Origin of the sequence: Flavobacterium flabelliforme (genome assembly GCF_017948675.1) — a bacterium.
In the GTDB taxonomy this organism is placed as follows: Bacteria; Bacteroidota; Bacteroidia; order Flavobacteriales; family Flavobacteriaceae; genus Flavobacterium; species Flavobacterium pygoscelis.
This window is the reverse complement of record NZ_JAGFBU010000003.1, coordinates 74,524-95,515: the sequence shown is the minus strand read 5'-3', so window position 1 is coordinate 95,515 and position 20,992 is coordinate 74,524. Positions and strand designations below refer to the sequence as shown.

Here is a 20,992-nt window from a genome sequence, read left to right as displayed (position 1 = left end):
AAATGGCAAAAGTATTTCGTTTCCATGATGGTAGTAATAATATAGAAGATTGGCAAACATCAACGGCTTATGGTAAAAATGCCATTGAAGCAATAAAAGATCCTAATGGCTCATCTGCTAATAAAGAAATAACCTCCATACCAAGTCCATTTGCGAGAATGGATCTAGTAAAAACAGCATTTGAAAGCTTGGTAAATTTAAATCAGGTGGATGGTAAAACTATTTTTCATAAAATGGTTTCAGACTGTTTAGATGTTGGAGAAATATTTTTTAATAGCGATAAATTAAAGGAAAAAATAAATATTATCATTTGGGACAAAGCCAATGATTTAAACAAATTACTACACTCTTCTAATCCTAAACACAAACTATTAGGAGAAACTTTAAAATTGTATTTAGAGCAAGATGCCAAAGCCTATAATTTTGACAAAATTCAAAGACTATATCTTCTTAATTACAAGAAAGGAAACAATGAATTAAACATAATTGGAGGGACTTCTCCAGCAACATTATTTTTCACCTCTGCCAATAAACTGGATATTGATATTCAATTTGGTACTGACATTGTTTTTGATGATCATTATCAGCCACTATATAAAAGGGATTTTAATTTCCAAAAATTTATTTTTGGGATACGTAAATTCATGCCTAATTTCAATCCTCTTTTTAAAGGAGTAGATGATTATTTAGAAATGAATTATAAAATGCTTTCTCATGAGCAAAGAACCATTTTAAATAATTATACTGAAGATAACTTTAATACCGAATTTGAAAAACTTACGATAGGTAGTGATGGTATTGTTGAAATATTAGACTTTCCACTTCGTAAAAAAACTGAAAGCACAAGTGCAATCCAAGACAATAGTGGATTTGTCATACATTCTGATAAATGTAAAGAGGCTATTAAACCATTGGTATTACCTATTGACGATTATTCAGATAAAATAGTCTACACGACTGCGATTTGGGATAAAAACAATAGAGCAAACATATCAGATGACAGACCTTTAAAAGAAAGAACGTTACCCTATGATGACTCAATATACCCCTATCTAACCATTAGTGATTTCTTAGAACCTTATATAATTAGAACTATATATCCTATTGATAATGAAAAATTCTTCAACGGTAATTTTTCAGTAAACTCAGGAGAAATTTCTAAAGGCTTTTTATTACCTGTAAAAAAAGAATATTTTGATTATTTCAATGTGGAAGACTTACAAGGAGTTACTTCTGACGGAAAAAAAACAATTGAAATCAAACAATCTTCAACTGGTGGCGTAAATGTGATACTTCGTATTCCTATCAAAAACAGAAAATACGTAACCTACGAAAGAACGTATTATCCACCTATGAATGATTACCAGATTACAGAACCTGATTTAAATAGAAATCGAGGATCTATTATTGAAAACCAATTTGGATTAACGCTTTTTCCATTTTTGAAATTAGAGGAGGATACACAAAATTTTTATAGGATTGCTTTTATGGATAGAGATATCCTAGAACACAATAAAAATAATAAATACAGTCTTGATTTTTTTAAGAATAAAGAGAATAAGAAGGTTATTGAAAAAGCAGTAAAACAAAGAAGTGAGAAGTCAATCGATTTTATCTCTTCAGAATATTATGTATTAGAAGAAGGCTTCGACTATATTGTTGTGAAAAATAATTGGGCAAATGGAGTTGTTATGCCACTGTTTAAGACGCTTACTCAAGGTGCTGCTAATTTTACCTTTGCTGTTGACTTTGGTACCACTAATACGCATATCGAGTATCGTAAAGATAATGGAGAGCCAAAACCATTTGAAATCGTACAAAATGACATGCAAACAGCTACTTTGTATAATCTTAAAAACCCAGAAACAATTAAGTCAATCAATGCCGTAAGTGCAACGCGTTTATTTGATATAGTAGTTCAAGAATTAATCCCTGAAGAATTAAATAAGAACTCTGAATTTCATTTTCCACAGAGAACAATTATAAACTCAAAAAAGAATTTAGATTTAAATAGAGATACCTATGCCTTGTCTGATTTTAATATTCCTTTCGATTATGAGAAATATCCAATTCATAAAAACTCTTTTATCCGTACAAATTTAAAATGGTCCAATTACACCAATAACCCAAATGAATCAAAAGTAATAGATGCCTATTTTGAAAATCTTTTATTTTTAATCAGAAACAAAGTGTTGTTAAATGGAGGTGATTTAAATAAAACTAAATTAATTTGGCTTTACCCTTCTAGTATGTCGACTTATAGAATTAACCAACTGGAGAGTAAATGGAATGAGTTATTTAAAAAATATATAAATAAATCCATAGCTCCAGAGAAAATTTCGGAGTCCATAGCTCCATTCTATTATTACAATACACAGTTAGGAGTTAATGCTTTAGCAAATCCTGTGGTATCAATTGATATCGGAGGTGGTACAACAGATGTTGTGGTCTATACCAATAATAATTCAGAATTATTAACTTCTTTCCGTTTTGCAGCTAATAACGTTTTCGGTGATGCATTTGGTCGTTCTTCTAAAATAAATGGATTTATCCTAAAATACTTGGATCGTATTAAATTTCTACTAGAGTTAAATAAGCAATATGATCTGCTAAAAGTATTAGAAGAGGTAATAACTGAAGGAAAATCCGAAGATATAGTTGCTTTTTTCTTTTCGATCGAAAAAAACAAGAAAATTAAAGACAATAATATACCAATATCATTCAGTAAAAAATTACAGCAAAATGATGATTTTAAGATTGTCTTCCTTATGTTTTACACTTCAATTATCTATCATATTGCAAAATTGATGAAGGCACAATCACTGAATGTACCTCGTTACATTACTTTTAGTGGTACAGGATCTAAAATTATTAATCTCGCCGATGGAAGTGACAAACTAAAAGGCCTATCAGAATTAACACAAATTATTTTTCAAAATATCTTTAACGCTGATTCAATTCCTAAGATAGATCTAAAGCAAGATGAAAACCCTAAAGAGATTAGCTGTAAAGGAGCTTTAATGATTAGCAACTCACAAAACGTAGATATTGATGTTCTGAAAACTGTCCTATTGGGAACTAAAGAAGATATTTTAATTCCGAATACAACTAAATCATATAATGATATTAATTCAACTATAGAAAATGAAGTTGTTACTGAATACAATGGTTTTATTGATTGGTTCTTTTCATTGAATAAGCAAATTAGTTTTAATAATAATTTCGGAATCAATCAAGCGCATTTAAATGCCTATAAAGATTATCTAAAAGAAAATGCTTTAGATAATTTAAAAATAGGATTACAAGAGAAAAAAAATGACTTAAAAGGAGATCTAGACGAAAATATAGATGAAACATTATTTTTCTACCCATTAATTGGGGGAATAAATCATCTAGCGTTTAACATCCATACTGAACTTAAAATCCACGAAGCATGAAAAATATCTTTTTGATTATATTATTAATAATATCCAACACAGGGCTTAAAGCACAAAGCAACATAGGTCATGACTTAAACGAAACTGTAGATTACGTCACTTATGTGTGTATTAATTCGACACTTTCTAAAAATGAAAAAGTTACTAACGAAAATAAGCAAATAACTATAAATGATATTCCACAATCATATACAAGTACCATTGATTTATTTAATGAATTCCAGAAATTAAAAAAACAACCTAATATTAAAGATTATTCTCATTTTTTTTCTGAGGAAATTTTCTCTGACCAAAAAAGGTTCGGTAAAATTTATGCTTTTGCTGATAAGAGAAAAGGAGAAGAAATAGTACGATTAAAAACTGAAATATTAAATTATATTGAGGGGAAAGAAAATGTTAGTGATCAAGAAGTCATAACTTCAGATACAGTAGGTAGTGATTCAATGACCTCGGAAAACATTGTAAAAGGTACTGAAACAGCAAGTGATGACACCAATGATTTTGGGTCCCAAAACAGAAGAAGTAAAAATTCATCTTTTTTCAATTTAAAATTTTGGGTTATTCTGATAGGCGTATTTATATTAATAATAATGATAGCTCTGTTTTTTCTTACTAAGAAAATCTTTAAAATTGAAGACTCTTTAAACCATTTAAAAAAAGTAAGTAAGGAATCAAAATCGAATACAAATCAAATTGATTTTAACATAAATTATAATAAACTAGATGACGAGATAAGAAAACTTAAAAGTCAAATAAGAGATTTGAGTCCAGTTCAAGATTATAATAACAATTCTGTGAAGAGTGATATTCCTGAAATAAAAAATCATATTGAATTAGAAGTTACTCCAAAAAAACTACAAGAGGTTTTTTACATGGCCACGCCTGATGATATGTTTTTTGATATGCGCAGTATATCTAGCATTCCTAGACCAACTCAAACTTTATATAAATTCACTGCTGATAATATGGATAAATCAAAAGCTACTTTTGTTTTTGATTCAGATGAAATAGGGATAAGTGAAGCTGTAAATGCTCCTCATAGATATCTAGATTCTGTATGTGAATCTCAAAACGCACACAATCAAAACGCGAAAAAAATTACAACCACAAAACCCGGAATCGCAGAAAAAAGAAATGATAGATGGGTAGTGATAACTAAAGCAAAAATTAAATACGAATAGATATGCATGATATACTAATAGGAGGTCTAATTGCAATTATTGTAATGGCACAAATCTTAGTGGCAATTTCCACTTCAAAAAAAATATCGCTTTTTAAAACTATAGTACCGGAGGCTAATAGTTTTGAATCAGTAAAAGTTTTTATTCCTGAAGATCAAATAAAAACGGTGACTGTGGAATACATTTTAAATAATCTTTCTATTTACAGTAATTCAACTTCAGCAGATAACCTACCAAAAGAAGGCACTTGTGAGAAGATCTTAATCAATATTCCCGAATATGTAAATGGAGAAATTGAGTCAACTGCTTTTTACGATGGTGATGATGATGATGATGAAACCAATCATGACAATACTGATTTAGTTTGGGTAATGAACGGGACTTTGGAGGAAAAAATCCCTAGAAGTAGTTTGTACCATTATCAAGACATGGGATGGTCTTTACTCTATGAGTAAAATTACGAGTCTTAAAGTTTAAAAATAATAAAACACTATGGAATCAAAATATATTGAAATTACATTAATAAAATCAAATGGCAAGTCGAATGTAGTATTCGATAAAGTACTAAGTTCAGTAAACACTTATTTACTACGAAATAAAGGAGCCGTTAGCGATTTTAATTTAATTAAAGATGTAGTTGAACGAAATACAGATGCAATTGATGAGGAGATAAATACATTATTACCTATACCCTTATATTTAGGATTAATGGGAACTATGTTAGGAATCGTTATTGGCCTTTTCGCAATGCCTAGTATCAGTGATGCCAATTTTGAAAAGGCTATTGATATCCTGATTGGCGGGGTAAAAATAGCCATGATTGCAAGTTTTACGGGACTATTATTAACCGTTTTGCTTTCTGGATGGAGGTATAAAGGAGCAAAAACTAAGGCTGAAGGGTTTAAAAATGATTTCTTTACCTGGATACAAACACATCTTTTGCCAGTTTTATCACAAAACATTTCCTCAAGTATCTACTCACTGCAAGCTAATCTGCTTAAATTCAATGATACTTTTGAAACTAACATTCATAATTTTAATGGTCTAATGAACCGCATATTAGATTCTTTTGAAGGTCAAACAACGTTGATGAATGATCTTAAAGAGGTTGACGTTGCTCAATTAGCAAAATTAAATGTAAATGTGCTACAAGAACTTAGAACGAGCACGAAAGAATTTGAAAAATTCAATACCTACCTACACCAGGTTAACTCTTTTGTTGACAATGCTCAAAAGCTAAATTTCAGTATTAACAATCAATTAGAACGTACCCACTCTATGGAAAAAATTGCTGATTCTATAGGTACAAATATTGATATGAATAAAGAAATAATCGATATTCTGCAATCTGAATTAAGAGAAGTAAGCAGCAGAAAGCAAATGGTTTCAGATGCAGTTATTGATGTTGATAATGTTTTAAGTAAGAGTTTAGAACAGTTAAAAATTCATATTGATACTCAAATAAAAGCAATAACAGATATAACCATCAAAGAAGAAGATCTATTAGAAAAACTATTGAAAGAAGACAGAGGTAATTTAAATGAATTAAAAAAATTAGGAGAATTAAAAACCAGTATGTCCAATATGGAACAGGAAGCCAAGTCCCAAAACAAAAAATTAGACTCGCTAAATAATTCCATAGATAAATTATCTGAAGCTATTTTAAATCAAAAGCAACAAACAGGCATAGAAATCCCAAAACCAATCAAGTATGCAGGATATGTTTTTGTCTATTCAGGAGCTATCATTGGCGTTGTCTTTAGCGGGTGGAAAATATTTGAATTTATTTTTAAGTAATTATGTCAAAAAAAACAAATTTTTTCTGGGCCAGTTATGCTGATTTGATGACCAGTCTCTTTTTTATAATGTTAGTATTATTTGTACTAACTGTTGTTATGATGAAAAGACAATCCAAAGCAACTGTTGAACAATTGAAAAAAATAGTAGAAATTCAAAACTCAGTAAAAGAATTGGATACAAGATATTTTTCTTATCAAGAAGAATACAAAAGATTCACGCTAAAAAAACAAATTCAGTTTGAACCGGCCAATAGTGAGATTAAAGAAGAGTATAAGGATTATCTGTTAGATGTAGGGAAAAACATTGAAAGTTTAATTGTTAGATTACAAAATGAATATAAAAACAATGATATTAAATATATGATCATTATTGAAGGGATGGCTTCAAGAGATCAATATAAATATAATGATGAATTAAGTTATTTACGCGCACTATCCCTTTTAAAGCTATGGGATAGTAATAATATCCATTTTGACCCCAATTTTTGCGAACTTCAAGTCGCTGGTAGTGGCACAAGAGGTGTAGGTCGTTATAGTGGAAAGGATGAAACAAAGAATCAACAATTTTTAATACAAATTATTCCAAAAATAGGTAAAATTGAAAATCAAGACAATTAAAATAGCGTACGGTATAGCAATAATTACTTTGTCAATGCTATTCGTAGATTGTACAAATTGCTCAAGATCTGGAAGAAACAGTACAAGAGATTCAAAGCCCAGATACAACTCGGTTTCTGGATCAAGTAGACACGGGAAAACAATGGTAAAAATGTCAGAAGAAAATGGAATTTATAAAATACCAGTTGAGATAAACGGGAGTAATATGAATTTTATTTTTGATACGGGTGCCAGTATCATCTCGATGTCTGCCACAGAAGCTATGTTTTTATACAAACAAGGTACGTTAAAAGAAGAGGATTTCATTGGCAATGTAAATTTTCAAGACGCTACAGGAGCTATATCTGAAGGAACAGTAATTAGACTAAAAAGTGTAAAGATTGGAAATAAAACCCTAGAGAATGTGGAAGCTTCTGTAGTCCATAACAGCGAAGCTCCTTTATTATTTGGTCAATCAGCATTGGCTGAATTTGGCAAAATATCAATTGATTATAAAAGAAATGAAATCACTTTTGAATAATTACGACCGCAGGGTTTTATTTCTTTTAATTTGTTTAACATTATTTTCTACTGTTTTATCAGCCCAAGTTAAACTCCTATCTTGTAATATAGAAAACATTGGCAAATCAAAATCGGATCAAGAAGTAGCCTTCATTGCCAATACAATAAGAGATTACGATATAATTGCAATCCAGGAAGTTGTAGCGGGTTATGGAGGCGCACAAGCCGTGGCAAGACTAGCTGATGAATTAAACCGAAAAGAGGCTAAATGGGGCTATGTAATTAGCAACCCTACATCAGTAGTGCTCATAAAACTGAACGCTATGCTTTCCTATGGAAAACAAGTAAAGTGAAGAAGATAGGACGGCCTTGGTTAGAAAAAAAATATCATTTAGAAATTGATCGTGAACCCTACTTTTGTACGTTTCAGTACAACAACAAACAATTTACTGTGGTTAACTATCATGCTATCACCAAAAAAAGACAACCTGAAACAGAAATAAAATACTTCAAGTTTTTGACCAATGACTATCCCCACATTAACTTAATATTTGCTAGCGATTTCAATGCTCCTCAATCACATACGGTGTTCAATCCGTTGAAAAAAATGGGTTACAAACCAGTATTAATTAATCAAAAAACTTCATTGAAAAGGGACTGCATAATGGATGAATGCCTAGCTTCAGAATATGACAATATGTATTATAATTCCGCAAGAGTAACAGTTAAAATTTATGGAGTAGTTCCGTTTTATCAAAAATTCAATTCTTTAAAAGAAGCACGAACCATTTCTGATCATATTCCAATCTGGGCAGAAATTTTGTTGAATTAAAAGGACGGCTGAACCAATAGAATACTATAAACCAGCTAGAAAAACCAAATAGCATCTTATTTAAAAAAGACAAATAGGAACAATAAATTAAAAATGCAACAATGGATTTAACAAAAGTAAAAAATATAGTAAAGAGTCTTGAAAACGATTTCTACAATAAAATAATTCTATTGGATGATTTAAAACAATGTGAGTATCTATTACTCAATTTTGAATATAAAACAATAGACCGAGTTATTCACAATATTGAATTCCCTATTGGCGATAATTTAAAAAAAACATTTATTTCATTACAAAACAACACCCCTTTAATTAGAAATAAGGCTTTTTTAAAAGACAGCTTGATTAGGGATAAATGTGATTCTATAAAAAGTGAAAAAGTACAGTGTACTCCAAAAGATATCCGTTTGGAATTTCCAATTGAAACCGACAACGATAGATTTTTGGAGAAACAGCAACGATTTTACTTGCAAGATTCTGTAAAGACCTGTAGTTGCAAAGAATGTTCCGGAGATGGCTTAGTAAGCTGTTATGCCTCTGATTGCAATGGGAATCATACTTGGGAATGCGATGAATGTATTGGAGAAGGAAAAGTTTCCTGCCTTAAATGTAGTGGAGAAGGCTGGAATCGATGTGGAGGCTTATTCATGGGATGTGGAGGATCGGGAAAAGTAAAAAAAACAGTACGTCTGGCTAGTGGAAAAACATCCGAAAAATTAGTCAATTGTTCTTCCTGCTCAGGAAAAGGAAAGGTAAAATGCATGACTTGTAATGTTACAGGCAAAGTTACCTGCTCTAAATGTTCGGGAAAAAGAACCATTACCTGCAATTATTGTTATGAAGACAGAAAAAGATATGGGTTAACAGATTGCCGTAATTGCGATGGGAAAGGAGAGTTTGGAGAATTAGACTTTGTTGTATCAAAAATAGAGAACAAAAAACACCAGAAAATTATAATTAAAGGTCCAGTATTACAATTGGATCTTGGTACGATAGAAGATTACTTTACACAGCTAAATGACAAAAAAGAATTATTTTATCAGCACAATATGGTCGTTAAAAATGACTATTCTGATTTTGAAAAGAAACATTGTGAGATCTTAGAACAAGAATTAAATTTAGATAAAAACTCATTTCCTAAGGTTTTGACAGAAAAACTAGCCTACAAACACATTACGTGCATTGAGTTTAATTACAAACACATCTTATCTAATGAAATACACAGTGGCGTTATAATTGACTATAATTCCGCACCCCGAATCAAGCTTTACTCTGATCCCGAAGAATTAAAAATGGATTTAAAAAATGCTGCAAAAACAACTACAAGTTTTTTAACCAAAATTTTTAAAACTAAAAAGTTCAAACTTAAAACAGATAGACTCATTGAAATCAAGTTAATGATTTATTTAGCAAAAGCAGATGGGAAAATTGAAGATTCCGAAAAAATTTATTTATCGGAAATAATTAAAAATTTAGATGATTTTACCAATACTGAAAAGAAAGAATTATTTAAGTTAATGGACACAAAAGTTCTGCCAGAGTTAACAGCTAAGGACTTGAAATTTTCAAGTAATAAAATTGAAAATCAAATTATTGGAAGACTAAATGAAATGGCTATGGTAGACGGTGAATTTGAGCCAGCCGAAATACGTTTTATTGAAAATTTAAAAAATACTGTTATATAAAACAAGGATATTTTTAGAATTGTATTTAGAAAAGGAGGATATTGATACGGTAAGTAAAATTGATGAATTAGTAAATAATTATTTAAAATTCATTTTATCACCTCAATTTGAACATATAAATGTAAATAATCAGAAAATGAATAACTCAATTATTAAATTAGCCTTAGCTAACCTACTCCTTCTCTGCCTAATCAATATGCCCTACGGTTTTTACCAATTCGTACGCTTTACAGCAATGGTAGGATTCGCCTATTTGGCGTATTCAGCAAATGAGCAAAATAAGAAAAACCAACTATTTATCTACATAGCCTTAGCGCTTCTATTTCAACCCTTTTTCAAAATAGCATTAGGAAGATCCTTATGGAATATAGTGGATGTAATCATCAGTGTAAGTTTGGTAATTTCAGTAATCAAAGAATCAAAAATAAAATTGTAAAATTAATTGGAATGCTAAAAAAAAAGTAGGTATCTAATCTAAACACTAGAAAATAGCACTAAAAGTGCGTAATGCTAAATCAATAAAAGGGTTGTTAATTTACAATTGAGCAATCAAAATACTCTTATAAAAACCAAAAGAAATTAGAAAAACACTGTTGTTAGCTCATATTATGGAAAACCGTAAGTAAAAACAAATTTATCAGCTTAGTTTTGTTTTTTACAATAATGAACCGATTATTAATCTCTGCATGAGCTTTATATAAATACATTAGAAAGCTGTTCAGTATTTAAACATCTTATTGTATTTAAAATCCTATTTTTACCAGTAAAACAAATTAAAATAAAAGTAGAAAGCATTTTATATCATAATGGCGAAACAAGTAAAAGCAAAAAAAGAAAAATCAATAGAAGAAACCCTTTGGGATTCAGCAAATAAACTTCGTGGAACGGTAGAATCATCAGAATACAAACATGTTGTATTAGGTTTAATCTTTCTAAAATTTGCAAGCGATAAATTTGAAGAACGACGAAGCGAATTAATTGCTGAAGGAAAAGAGAAATACCTTGAAATGAAAGAGTTTTACAACATGAAAAACATCTTTTTTCTTCCTGAAGAATCGCGATGGTCATTCATTATACAAAATTCCAAACAAAACGATATTGCCTTAAAGATTGATACCGCTTTACATACCGTAGAGAAAAATAATCCTGCTCTAAAAGGTGCATTACCCGACAATTATTTTTCTCGATTGAATATGGATGTGAGTAAACTCGCCGCCTTATTAGATACCATCAACAACATTGATACTATAAAAGACAAGCAACAAGACATTGTTGGTCGTGTGTATGAATATTTCCTAAGTAAGTTTGCACTTGCCGAGGGAAAAGGGAAAGGAGAATTCTACACACCAAAAAGCATTGTAAACCTAATTGCCGAAATGATTGAACCTTACAAAGGTGTTATCTATGATCCTGCTTGTGGTTCTGGTGGAATGTTTGTGCAATCCATAAAGTTTATTGAAAACCACCACGGAAACAAAAAAGAAATTTCGATTTACGGACAGGAATATACGGCTACAACTTATAAACTTGCCAAAATGAACTTGGCCATTCGTGGTATTTCAGCCAATTTAGGCGATGTTCCTGCTGATACTTTTGGGCGTGACCAACATCCGGACTTAAAAGCTGATTTTATTATGGCGAATCCTCCCTTTAACCAAAAAGATTGGAGAGCAAGCGATGAATTAGTGGATGATCCTCGTTGGAGAGGTTATGATGTTCCGCCAACAAGCAACGCAAACTATGCTTGGATTTTAAATATGGTAAGCAAACTTTCTGAAAATGGAGTTGCTGGATTTATCTTGGCTAATGGTGCACTTTCAGGTGGTGGAGAAGAATATAAAATACGCAGAAAACTAATTGAAAATGATGTGGTGGAAAGTATCGTTATTTTACCAAGATCTATGTTTTATACCACCGATATTTCTGTAACGCTTTGGATTTTGAATAAAAATAAAAAAGCGAGAACGGTACAGCTTCCTGATGCTTCAAAAAATTACAGAGACCGTCAAAACGAAATCTTATTTCTTGACTTACGTGAAAAAGGAATTCCGTTTGAAAAGAAATTTACTCAATTTTCTGAAGAAAACATTACAGAAATAACGGAGACTTATCACAATTGGCAAACTGATTTGGATACCTATAAAAATGTACCTGAGTTTTGTTTTTCTGCAACTTTAGAAGATGTAATTGCAAAAGATTTTTCATTAGTGCCTAGCAAGTATGTTGAATTTGTAAACCGTGACGAGAATATTGATTTTGATGATAAAATGAAAGTTTTACAAAAAGACTTTTCTGAATTATTACAAGCTGAAGCTGCATCTAAAAATGATTTATTAACCGTTTTCAAAGAATTAGGTTATGAAATCGAATTATAAGCGTTTAGGTGATTATATTCAGGAAGTAAACATTCGAAATAAAGCTTTGATTGAAGCTCCTTTGATGGGAGTTAGTATTAAAAAAGTATTAATGCCGTCAATTGCCAATATTATTGGTACTGATATGTCAACTTACAAATTGATTAAAAAAAATCAATTTGCTTACGGTTCTGTTACTTCTAGAAATGGCGACAAAATATCTATTGCTTTATTGGAAGAACACGATAACGCAATGGTTTCCCAAGCTTACACTGTTTTTGAAGCTATCGATGAAAATGAATTATTACCTGAATATTTGATGATGTGGTTTCGCAGACCTGAATTTGACCGATATGCACGTTTTATGTCACATGGAAGTGCTCGGGAAATTTTTTCGTGGACAGAAATGCGTGATACTTTGTTGCCAATCCCTTCTCCAGAAAAACAACTTGAAATTGTAAAAGAATACAATACCATTCAAAACCGCATAAGCCTCAACAATCAACTCATCACCAAACTTGAAGAAACTGCACAAGCGATTTATAAGCAATGGTTTGTAGATTTTGAGTTTCCTGATGAGAATGGCAAGCCTTATAGAAGTAATGGTGGCGAGATGGTTTTTTGTGAGGAATTGGCGAAAGAGATTCCTGTTGGGTGGGATGTTGGAGTAATTGGAGATTTTTGCTTGTGCAATGACTCAACATTGTCTGTAAGAGATCAATTTGAAACAATAGAATATCTTGATACAGGAAATATAACAAATAATGAAATCGAAGATATTCAATTTCTTAATTTAGAATATGATGAAATACCAAGCAGAGCAAAAAGAAAAGTAAAACATAATGATATAATTTTTTCTACTGTAAGACCAAATTTGGGACATTTTGGGATTCTAAAAAACACTAATGATAATATGATTGTTTCAACTGGTTTCAGTGTTTTGCAACCAAAAAAATCAGATATATCAAGTGAATTGATATATCTAACAATTATTCAAGAAGATAACCTACAGAATTTACAGGCAAAAGCAGAAATGAGTGTATCAACTTATCCATCAATTAAGCCTGAAGATTTATTAGGGATAAATTTTATTTTACCTAATGAACGAGTTTTAAATAGTGCTAATAATATATTTGAATCTACTTACAATTTATTAGCGACTTATCAGAAGGAAAAAAAGACTCTAAAGTTATTAAGTACTTTGCTTAATGCAAAAATGACAAAGGTTGAGAGTGGAATGGAAACTGTAGAAAATTAGAGATATATTAATAAATCATTGAAAAACATATTGTATGGCAAAAAATAAAAATGAAAATCTTGAAATTAAAAATTTTGTAATACACCAACTTCTAAAGGATGCTGGAACAAGAGTTGTAAAATCAAAACAAGCAAAAAAACTAATTACAATTAGTGAAAAGGAAAAAACCTTTTTAACCAATTTAGACAAATCCTATCATAAAAAATCAAGTCCTATTTATGGAATTTTCGCTAATGAAAAGCCTAATTTTAAAAATGATTTAATTAGTTATAGTAACAATGAATTCACATTTTATGATTTTTCAATTAGTGTAATGAATTATTATAAACAAATACTTGAAAACACTCCAGCAGCAACTGGTGGATACATGATTTTATGCGAATATACTAACAAGTCGACTTCAAAAGATTTACTACTTGTTTTGATGATTAATAATAAAGAAGGATACGTAGTTAATGAAATTAATTTAACATTAGAAGATATAAAAAATTTAGATTTAAATAGAGTTGATGTAGCTTGCTTAATTAATCTTACTGAGTGGAAAAACATTGAAGAAAAATTAGAGACAGACAGGCAAACTTATCTATCTTTCGTAAAAGGAATGAAACAAGTTAGTTATTATTTTATGACATTTGTTGATGTTGACAATAAGAAAACTTCAACTGAGTCTACCAATAACTTAATTAAAGCATTTGATGAATATTCGACAGTACGAAAATGGGATAGAGATACTAAAATAAAAAAGCGAAATCAAATATTTGAATATTCTCATGAATGCATGGCTACTAAAAAAGAAATATTACTAAAACGAATATCTGCAATTTTAGACTCTGAAAAACCAAAAGATTTTGAAAATTTCTCAACAGAAGAAGGCCGTAAAGTCAGCTCTGTTATCAGTGGTGATAAATCAAAAATGAAAGTATTTAAATATTTAACATACAGTGATGAAAGCTTGAAAATTGAATTTGATTCAGCATTATTACTAAATGAAACTATACATTATGATAAATTGTCAAATAAATTGACAATAAAAAATCTACCGAAAGAGCTAGTTGATAAAATTAACAACCTAAACTAAAATGTTAGAGGAAATTATTAAAATAGCCAGTATATCAAATACTAGAGTTGAAGGGAGTACTTTATTTTGTCCATACCATTTAGTAGACTTAGCTCTTTTTCAGTCATTTATTGACGATGATATTATTGAAAATTTAATGACCAATCCTGCAAAAATTGGAGATAATATTGAATTAGAATTTTCATTATTAAAATTACAAAAGTTAGGTTTCTACAATGATACCAAATCTTTTATAAAAAAATTCAGATACGAAATCCCTTCAATTAGTATTTATATAAATGAATTAAATCAATATTTAAAGGATTCTGCTTTTTATTCAAATTATAATTCTATTGTTAATTTAATAATTGAATTACAAAATATTGCAAAACATACATATGATGTTGCCGAAATTAAAAATGTTATCATTGTAAGGGAAGATAAATCACTTTATATGACACTTCGATATGAAAGTGATGTTGTAATCTCCTTAGATGACAAGACTTGTAGTCAAATTAATAATTTTATAGAAGTTCTTAAAGACAGTAACTTTCTCGACAAAAAAAATATTTATCTAAATGAATTCATTGACTTTTGTAATCTTAGTGAGGATGAAAATAGATTCTTTTTATTATTAAAAAACTTTGAAGTTTATATAAATAAATCAATATCAACTTATAATTTTTATTTAAGGAATTTCTCTTACAATAAACTTAAATTAGAAATTGATTCAAAAGCTATAGATTTTAATCAAAAGTTACAAGCCGTTATAAATGATTCACAAACTAAGTTAATAGCAATACCAACAGCTTTTGTTCTTGTTTTATCAAGTATCGATTATGAAAAAATTGATAGCCCCAAAAATATCGTTGCAACTGGAGGTTTGTTTATCTTTTCAACGCTGTTACAATTATTTGTAAATAATCAAAAATCAGCAATTAAATTTATTGAAGAAAATATAGAGCATTATAAATCTACCTTTAAAAATCAAGCAAGGACTGAAGTTGAAAAAGCTTTTAGCAATGTTAATTCGGAAAAAAACAAACAATTTGACAGACTAATATTAATTGAAGTAATATTATGGTTTATTCCAATCTTCACTTTATGTATGATGTTGTTTTTTATGTCGTTTGAATTTGGAGCCATTATTATAATGTTTTTCTATTTATGGATTTCTTCAAACAAATTATACTTAAAATACTAAATAATGAATACACTTTACATAATTGGAAATGGTTTTGATCTGTATCATGGTTTGAATACTAGTTACAAATCATTTGGTTTTTATTTAAAAGAAAAGCATTCTGAAATTTATGATTATTTAATAGATTATTATGGTTTGCCTTATCTTGATGATCCTGACATAAATTATTATGAATGGAATAGTTTTGAATCTGCATTAGCAGATTTAAATTATGAATCTGTTTTAGAAGACAATTCAGATTATTTACCAAACCCAGCTAGTGATGATTTTAGAGATGGAGATTGGCATGCTTTAGAACAAGTTATGGAAGGACTTGTAAATGACTTAACAATTAATCTTTTTAATGAGTTCAAGAACTTTATTCGAAATGTTGAGTTCCCTATTAAAGATAATAATGAGTTATTAAATATAGATAAAAACTCTAAATTCTTATCTTTTAATTATACCGACACTTTAGAAAGATACTATGGTATTTCCTCCAACAATATCCTTTATATTCATAATAAAGCACTTTCAAATGATATATTAATATTGGGGCACGGAACAAATCCAGAAAGTTTTGTAAAAGTAGAAGAAAAAATGCCTAATAATTTAACTATTGAAGAGCAACAAGAATGGTATGAAAGAATGTCTGATAACTACGATTTTTCATATGATAGAGGTCTTGATACTATTTTAGGTTATTTTAATAAGTCATTCAAATACACAGAAGATTTAATAAATCAAAATAATAACTTTTTTAATAATTTAAATTCAATTAAAAAAGTTGTTGTATTAGGTCAATCTGTCTCAGATGTTGACCAACCTTATTTTAGAAAAATAATTGATTCTATTGAAGATAAAGACATTAAATGGACATCTTCATATTACGGTGATAAACAGCCGCTATATGAGAACCTGAAATCTATTGGCTTACATTACGAACAAATTGATTTTATTACGTTAGATGAAATTAGACAAGAAGATAAGAATCAACTAAAATTGTTTTAAATGCAAGAAATCAAACAACAACTTGAATTAACACAAAACCCTAGAGATCAATATAGAAGAATTCCATTGCAACAAGTTTTCCTTATGGGAGATCCTAGTTGGAATTTTATATATAAATAATTTTAAGTAAATGATTAGTTCAATACCTGAAAGAAAATGTATCTGGTGTCTAAAGTCGGATTTCCAAGTTACTTTTATAAAAAAGGCACATACTATTCCTAAATCATTAGGAGGTCAAAATTATAATCGAAACGTGTGTGATGATTGCAATTACTATTTTGGTAATAGAGATAGCCACAATGGAAAATATTCTATTGAAGTTGCTTTGAAGGAAGCTTTTTCAATTTCAAGAAAACGATTTTTACTCGGAGGTATTTCAAAAAGAAAAGTAGGAGAATTTAAATCTCAATTTTTCGAAATGAAAGAACGAAAAGGTAAGTTTCGTCTAGCTGTTAAGCCTTCGTTTATGTTTGCTTCACAACTAGAACTTTGTAGAGCTTTTAAACGAGGTTTATATAAAATGTATTTTGAAGAATTAAACCGACAGAAAAAAGTAGGCTTTGAGCCTAGTTATGATGTTATAAGAAATTTTTCAAGATATGATTTAGGAGATTTACCTGTATTATATTTTACAAGAAAAATTGGTGTTATGATATTTTTCAGAAGTGAGGCCGAAACACCTATTTTGTATTTTAGTAGAATGAATTATTTGTATTTGGATAGTCAATTTGCTGAAATTGAATTTCTTGGTCATGTTTTTGGTTTTCCAATCGCTCCTTTTACAAAAGAAGAGTTTAAAGATTATGCACAAAAATCTGTTCAGATGAAAAAGGATTTTTTCATAGAGGGAAAAGTGATTGAAAAATTTATAGATATAGATATTGCATTGAATGTTATGAATACATGAGACTATATCCTGAACAATCCCAAAAAAAAAGACGAGTATACATTTCATCCTAATGATTGTTAGTTGTATAAAAAAGTATCGTTTTGCCGACGTCAGCAAAACGACACAAATTGAATTAGACCATTTTCCTGGCGTCGGGAAAATGGTTTGAATATCATTTTTTTATCTCCAAAAGCTTAATATGTAATATTCATTCGAAAGAATACAAATTGATAAAAATTAATATTATTTAAAATAATGGCAAAATATAGCGTACACCAACAACCCGTAGAAACTTTATTAAGTTGGATAAAATCTGGCGATATTGCCATCCCAGAAATTCAACGTCCCTTTGTATGGAATGCTGCAAAAGTTAGAGATTTGATCGATTCTTTATATCAAGGATATCCAGTAGGTTATATAATTACTTGGCGTAATCCAGATGTAAAATTAAAAAACGGACAATTATCCGCTGGCAAGCGTGTTTTAATTGATGGTCAACAGCGTATTACAGCACTTACTGCTGCTATTGTAGGTCAACGTGTTTTGGATAAAAACTATAAAGAAACAACGATTCGTATTGCGTTTAATCCGTTGGAAGAGAAGTTTGAGGTATTAAACAAAGTAATAGAGAAAAGTTCGGAATGGATTGATAATATAAATCCAATTGTGAATGATGAAATTTCTATTTCTAAAGCAATAAAAAAATACATTTTTGATAATCCTGAAGCAAACGAGGATTTGATAGAGGAGCGAATAGAAAACCTAAAGCGCATCAAAACCAAACAAGTGGGAATTATAGAATTGGATGCAGCCTTAGATATTGATACGGTTACAGAAATTTTTATTCGTATCAATCAAAAAGGTGTCGTATTAAGTAACGCTGATTTTGTGATGTCAAAAATTGCTTCTGACGAAAATCATGGCGGTAATAAAATGCGTAAAATGATTGATTACTTCTGTCGTTTACTGGTTGATAAAGGATTTATAAAACACATTCAAGACAATGACACCGCTTTTACTAAAACTCCGTATTATAACAGTATAAAATGGATGGCAACTGGCGCTGATTCTTTATATGTTCCTGATTACATAGACATGCTTAGGGTAGCTTTTACGTTTAAATTTGGTAGAGGTAAATTTAGTGATTTAGTAGCTTTATTATCTGGACGTAATTTTGAGACTCGTACTTATGAAGACGACATTTCTGAGGCTAGTTATGCTAAACTTTCTGAAGGTTTAGAAGCCTTTGTAAATCAAACTAATTATCAACGTTTTGTAATGATTATTAAATCGACAGGATTGATAAGTAAAAAATTAATTTCCTCTCAAAACAGTCTAAATTTTGCTTACGCCTTATACTTAAAATTGCGTGAAGATGGTCTGGCAGAATCTGAAGTACAAGGCTATGTGAAACGTTGGTTAGTTCTGAGTATGTTTATAGGTCGTTATTCTGGTTCAGCAGAATCAAGGATCGATGAAGATATCAGACAAATAAAAGAAAAAGGGATTCAAGTTTACTTGAAGCAAATGGAACAAGCTAATTTAGGCGAAGGTTTCTGGGACTTCGGAATTATAAATGATTTAGAAAGTTCTAGTGTAAATAATAATGCTTATAATTTATATTTGGCAGCGCAAATAAATGCTAATGCAACGGCTTTCTTATCTAAAAGCATGAAAATTAGTAGTCTCATCGAACAAAGAGGCGATGTTCACCATATTTTTCCAAAGAAGTATTTAATGAATAACGGTTACGCACAAAAAGCATACAACCAAGTTGCTAATTTCGTTTATACGGAACAAGCAACTAATATTAAAGTAGGTATGTTAACTCCCGAAGCCTATTTAAATAAAGTAAAAACACAAATAGATGCAGGTACTAATGAAATAAGCACATTAGATTCTCATAGCGGTTTACAAGAGAATTTAATTAATAACGACATACCAAGCATGATAGAAGAAGGAAATCATTTGGTGTATGAAAGTTTTTTAGAACAACGCAGAAGATTGATGGCAAATAAATTAAAAATCTATTACGAACAATTATAATTACAAAAATGGATTTACAAACTTTGCAAGCATTCTTAGACCACAATGCAATCCCCAAAATAAAAAAAAGAACTAAAACTTTTCTAGGCATAGCAAAACAACCACATTATGAAAATGTGATGTCTAATATTTATGCCTTTTATTTTGACGTAAATGAAGCTCACGGTATGAGCGATTTATTTGTTAGTACTTTATTAGAATTAATAGCCGATACGGAACTTGGAAAAACAAAAAAGATAGATGCGATTTCAGTTTTTGATGTTGACACAGAAGTATCAACTAAGAAAAATGGAAGAATTGACCTTTTACTTTCTAATGAAAATCATGCTATCATTATTGAGAATAAAGTTTACCATATCCTTAATAATGACCTACAAGACTATTGGTCTTCAATAAGGGTAATTGACAATATTGAAGATAATAAAATTGGGGTCGTTTTATCCTTAAATAAGCTAAATATAATCCACCCTCATTTTATAAACATCACTCACTTAGATTTTCTAAAAAGAGTTATACAAAACTCTGGAAGCTACCTAATGGAAGCAAAAGACAAGTATGTAGTATTTCTAAAAGATTTTTATCAAAACACTTTAAACATGAGTAAAAGCGAGCTAAACAGTAAAGAATTAAAATTTTATTTTGACAACCAAGCAAAAATTATTGAAGCAAAAGATTTTCATTTTGCGGTACGTACTCATGTGGCTAATCAAATAGAGCAAGTGATTGAATTAGTTGATGAAGCTTTTGTATTGCAAAGTCCAAAAGGAGAATTTGGTAAAAGATTGCGCTTTTTTCTATCAACAAAGAATAAAAACTTAATGATAACTGTGTTTTTCGATAGACTACTTACAACTGAAAAAAGATTAATTCTAGTAGTTGAACTTAAGGAAGGGCTTCTCACAAACAAAGAACAATATCAACAAATTGTTTTTTCAGAACGTGAGCAATTAACAATAAAATCTGATTTTTACACAAATGGAAATTCAAAGTGGTGTCATTTTGCAGTAATGAGTTATGTCTTGGATGAGATTGAAGTCTCTAATTTAGCTCAGTTTATATCTGAAAAATTGAATAATGATGGTTTACTTTCAATATACAGAAAACTAAATGATTTTATTCCAAAAATCAACAATTAACGTTT

Annotated in this window: 18 protein-coding genes; all 18 read left to right on the top strand. The window is 29.8% G+C overall.

The features are described from left to right. Window positions 1-2: 2 nt before the first annotated feature. Window positions 3-3,437: a cell division protein FtsA gene (locus J3S90_RS09175; RefSeq protein ID WP_210645943.1), complete on the top strand. Its 3,435-nt coding sequence runs from the start codon at window positions 3-5 to the stop codon at window positions 3,435-3,437. Continuing rightward, entirely contained in the window at window positions 3,434-4,618 is a 1,185-nt protein-coding gene (locus J3S90_RS09170) for a PIN domain-containing protein (RefSeq protein WP_210645942.1), read from the top strand. The genes J3S90_RS09175 and J3S90_RS09170 overlap by 4 nt, the downstream gene beginning before the upstream one ends. Window positions 4,619-4,620: 2 nt before the next feature. Further along, window positions 4,621-5,073 (top strand): hypothetical protein, encoded by a 453-nt coding sequence (locus J3S90_RS09165; RefSeq protein WP_210645941.1) that lies wholly within the window; start codon window positions 4,621-4,623, stop codon window positions 5,071-5,073. A 37-nt stretch (window positions 5,074-5,110) separates the two neighbouring features. Beyond that, complete coding sequence (locus tag J3S90_RS09160; protein ID WP_210645940.1) at window positions 5,111-6,415, top strand: coiled-coil domain-containing protein; 1,305 nt, start codon at window positions 5,111-5,113, stop codon at window positions 6,413-6,415. A 2-nt stretch (window positions 6,416-6,417) separates the two neighbouring features. Beyond that, window positions 6,418-7,035 (top strand): OmpA family protein, encoded by a 618-nt coding sequence (locus tag J3S90_RS09155; RefSeq protein ID WP_210645939.1) that lies wholly within the window; start codon window positions 6,418-6,420, stop codon window positions 7,033-7,035. Further along, on the top strand, window positions 7,016-7,555 hold the full coding sequence (locus tag J3S90_RS09150; protein ID WP_210645938.1) for a retropepsin-like aspartic protease family protein: 540 nt from the start codon (window positions 7,016-7,018) through the stop codon (window positions 7,553-7,555). Before J3S90_RS09155 ends, J3S90_RS09150 begins: the two co-directional genes overlap by 20 nt. After that, entirely contained in the window at window positions 7,536-7,889 is a 354-nt protein-coding gene (locus J3S90_RS16115; protein WP_317192535.1) for an exonuclease/endonuclease/phosphatase family protein, read from the top strand. Before J3S90_RS09150 ends, J3S90_RS16115 begins: the two co-directional genes overlap by 20 nt. Continuing rightward, entirely contained in the window at window positions 7,886-8,368 is a 483-nt protein-coding gene (locus tag J3S90_RS16110) for an exonuclease/endonuclease/phosphatase family protein (protein ID WP_317192534.1), read from the top strand. The genes J3S90_RS16115 and J3S90_RS16110 overlap by 4 nt, the downstream gene beginning before the upstream one ends. Window positions 8,369-8,469: 101 nt before the next feature. Then, window positions 8,470-10,053: a TerB family tellurite resistance protein gene (locus tag J3S90_RS09140; RefSeq protein WP_210645937.1), complete on the top strand. Its 1,584-nt coding sequence runs from the start codon at window positions 8,470-8,472 to the stop codon at window positions 10,051-10,053. A 19-nt stretch (window positions 10,054-10,072) separates the two neighbouring features. After that, on the top strand, window positions 10,073-10,489 hold the full coding sequence (locus J3S90_RS16105; protein WP_317192533.1) for a DUF6804 family protein: 417 nt from the start codon (window positions 10,073-10,075) through the stop codon (window positions 10,487-10,489). Window positions 10,490-10,859: 370 nt separating this feature from the next. Continuing rightward, the gene (locus J3S90_RS09130; protein WP_210645936.1) at window positions 10,860-12,428 is read left to right on the top strand and encodes a type I restriction-modification system subunit M; all 1,569 of its coding nucleotides are present in this window, start codon (window positions 10,860-10,862) and stop codon (window positions 12,426-12,428) included. Next, the gene (locus J3S90_RS09125) at window positions 12,412-13,665 is read left to right on the top strand and encodes a restriction endonuclease subunit S (RefSeq protein ID WP_210645935.1); all 1,254 of its coding nucleotides are present in this window, start codon (window positions 12,412-12,414) and stop codon (window positions 13,663-13,665) included. Before J3S90_RS09130 ends, J3S90_RS09125 begins: the two co-directional genes overlap by 17 nt. A 34-nt stretch (window positions 13,666-13,699) precedes the next feature. Next, the gene (locus J3S90_RS09120) at window positions 13,700-14,743 is read left to right on the top strand and encodes a nucleoid-associated protein (protein ID WP_210645934.1); all 1,044 of its coding nucleotides are present in this window, start codon (window positions 13,700-13,702) and stop codon (window positions 14,741-14,743) included. A 1-nt stretch (window position 14,744) separates the two neighbouring features. Further along, the gene (locus J3S90_RS09115) at window positions 14,745-15,926 is read left to right on the top strand and encodes a hypothetical protein (protein ID WP_210645933.1); all 1,182 of its coding nucleotides are present in this window, start codon (window positions 14,745-14,747) and stop codon (window positions 15,924-15,926) included. A gap of 3 nt (window positions 15,927-15,929) precedes the next feature. After that, on the top strand, window positions 15,930-16,916 hold the full coding sequence (locus J3S90_RS09110) for a bacteriophage abortive infection AbiH family protein (RefSeq protein WP_210645932.1): 987 nt from the start codon (window positions 15,930-15,932) through the stop codon (window positions 16,914-16,916). A gap of 130 nt (window positions 16,917-17,046) precedes the next feature. Continuing rightward, window positions 17,047-17,823, top strand: coding sequence for an HNH endonuclease (locus J3S90_RS09105; protein WP_210645931.1), 777 nt, complete (start codon window positions 17,047-17,049; stop codon window positions 17,821-17,823). Between the two features lie 237 nt (window positions 17,824-18,060). Then, a complete protein-coding gene (locus J3S90_RS09100) occupies window positions 18,061-19,851 on the top strand; it encodes a GmrSD restriction endonuclease domain-containing protein (RefSeq protein WP_210645930.1) in 1,791 nt (596 codons plus the stop codon). Between the two features lie 8 nt (window positions 19,852-19,859). Then, entirely contained in the window at window positions 19,860-20,987 is a 1,128-nt protein-coding gene (locus J3S90_RS09095) for a PD-(D/E)XK nuclease family protein (RefSeq protein ID WP_210645929.1), read from the top strand. The last annotated feature ends 5 nt before the right edge of the window (window positions 20,988-20,992 follow it).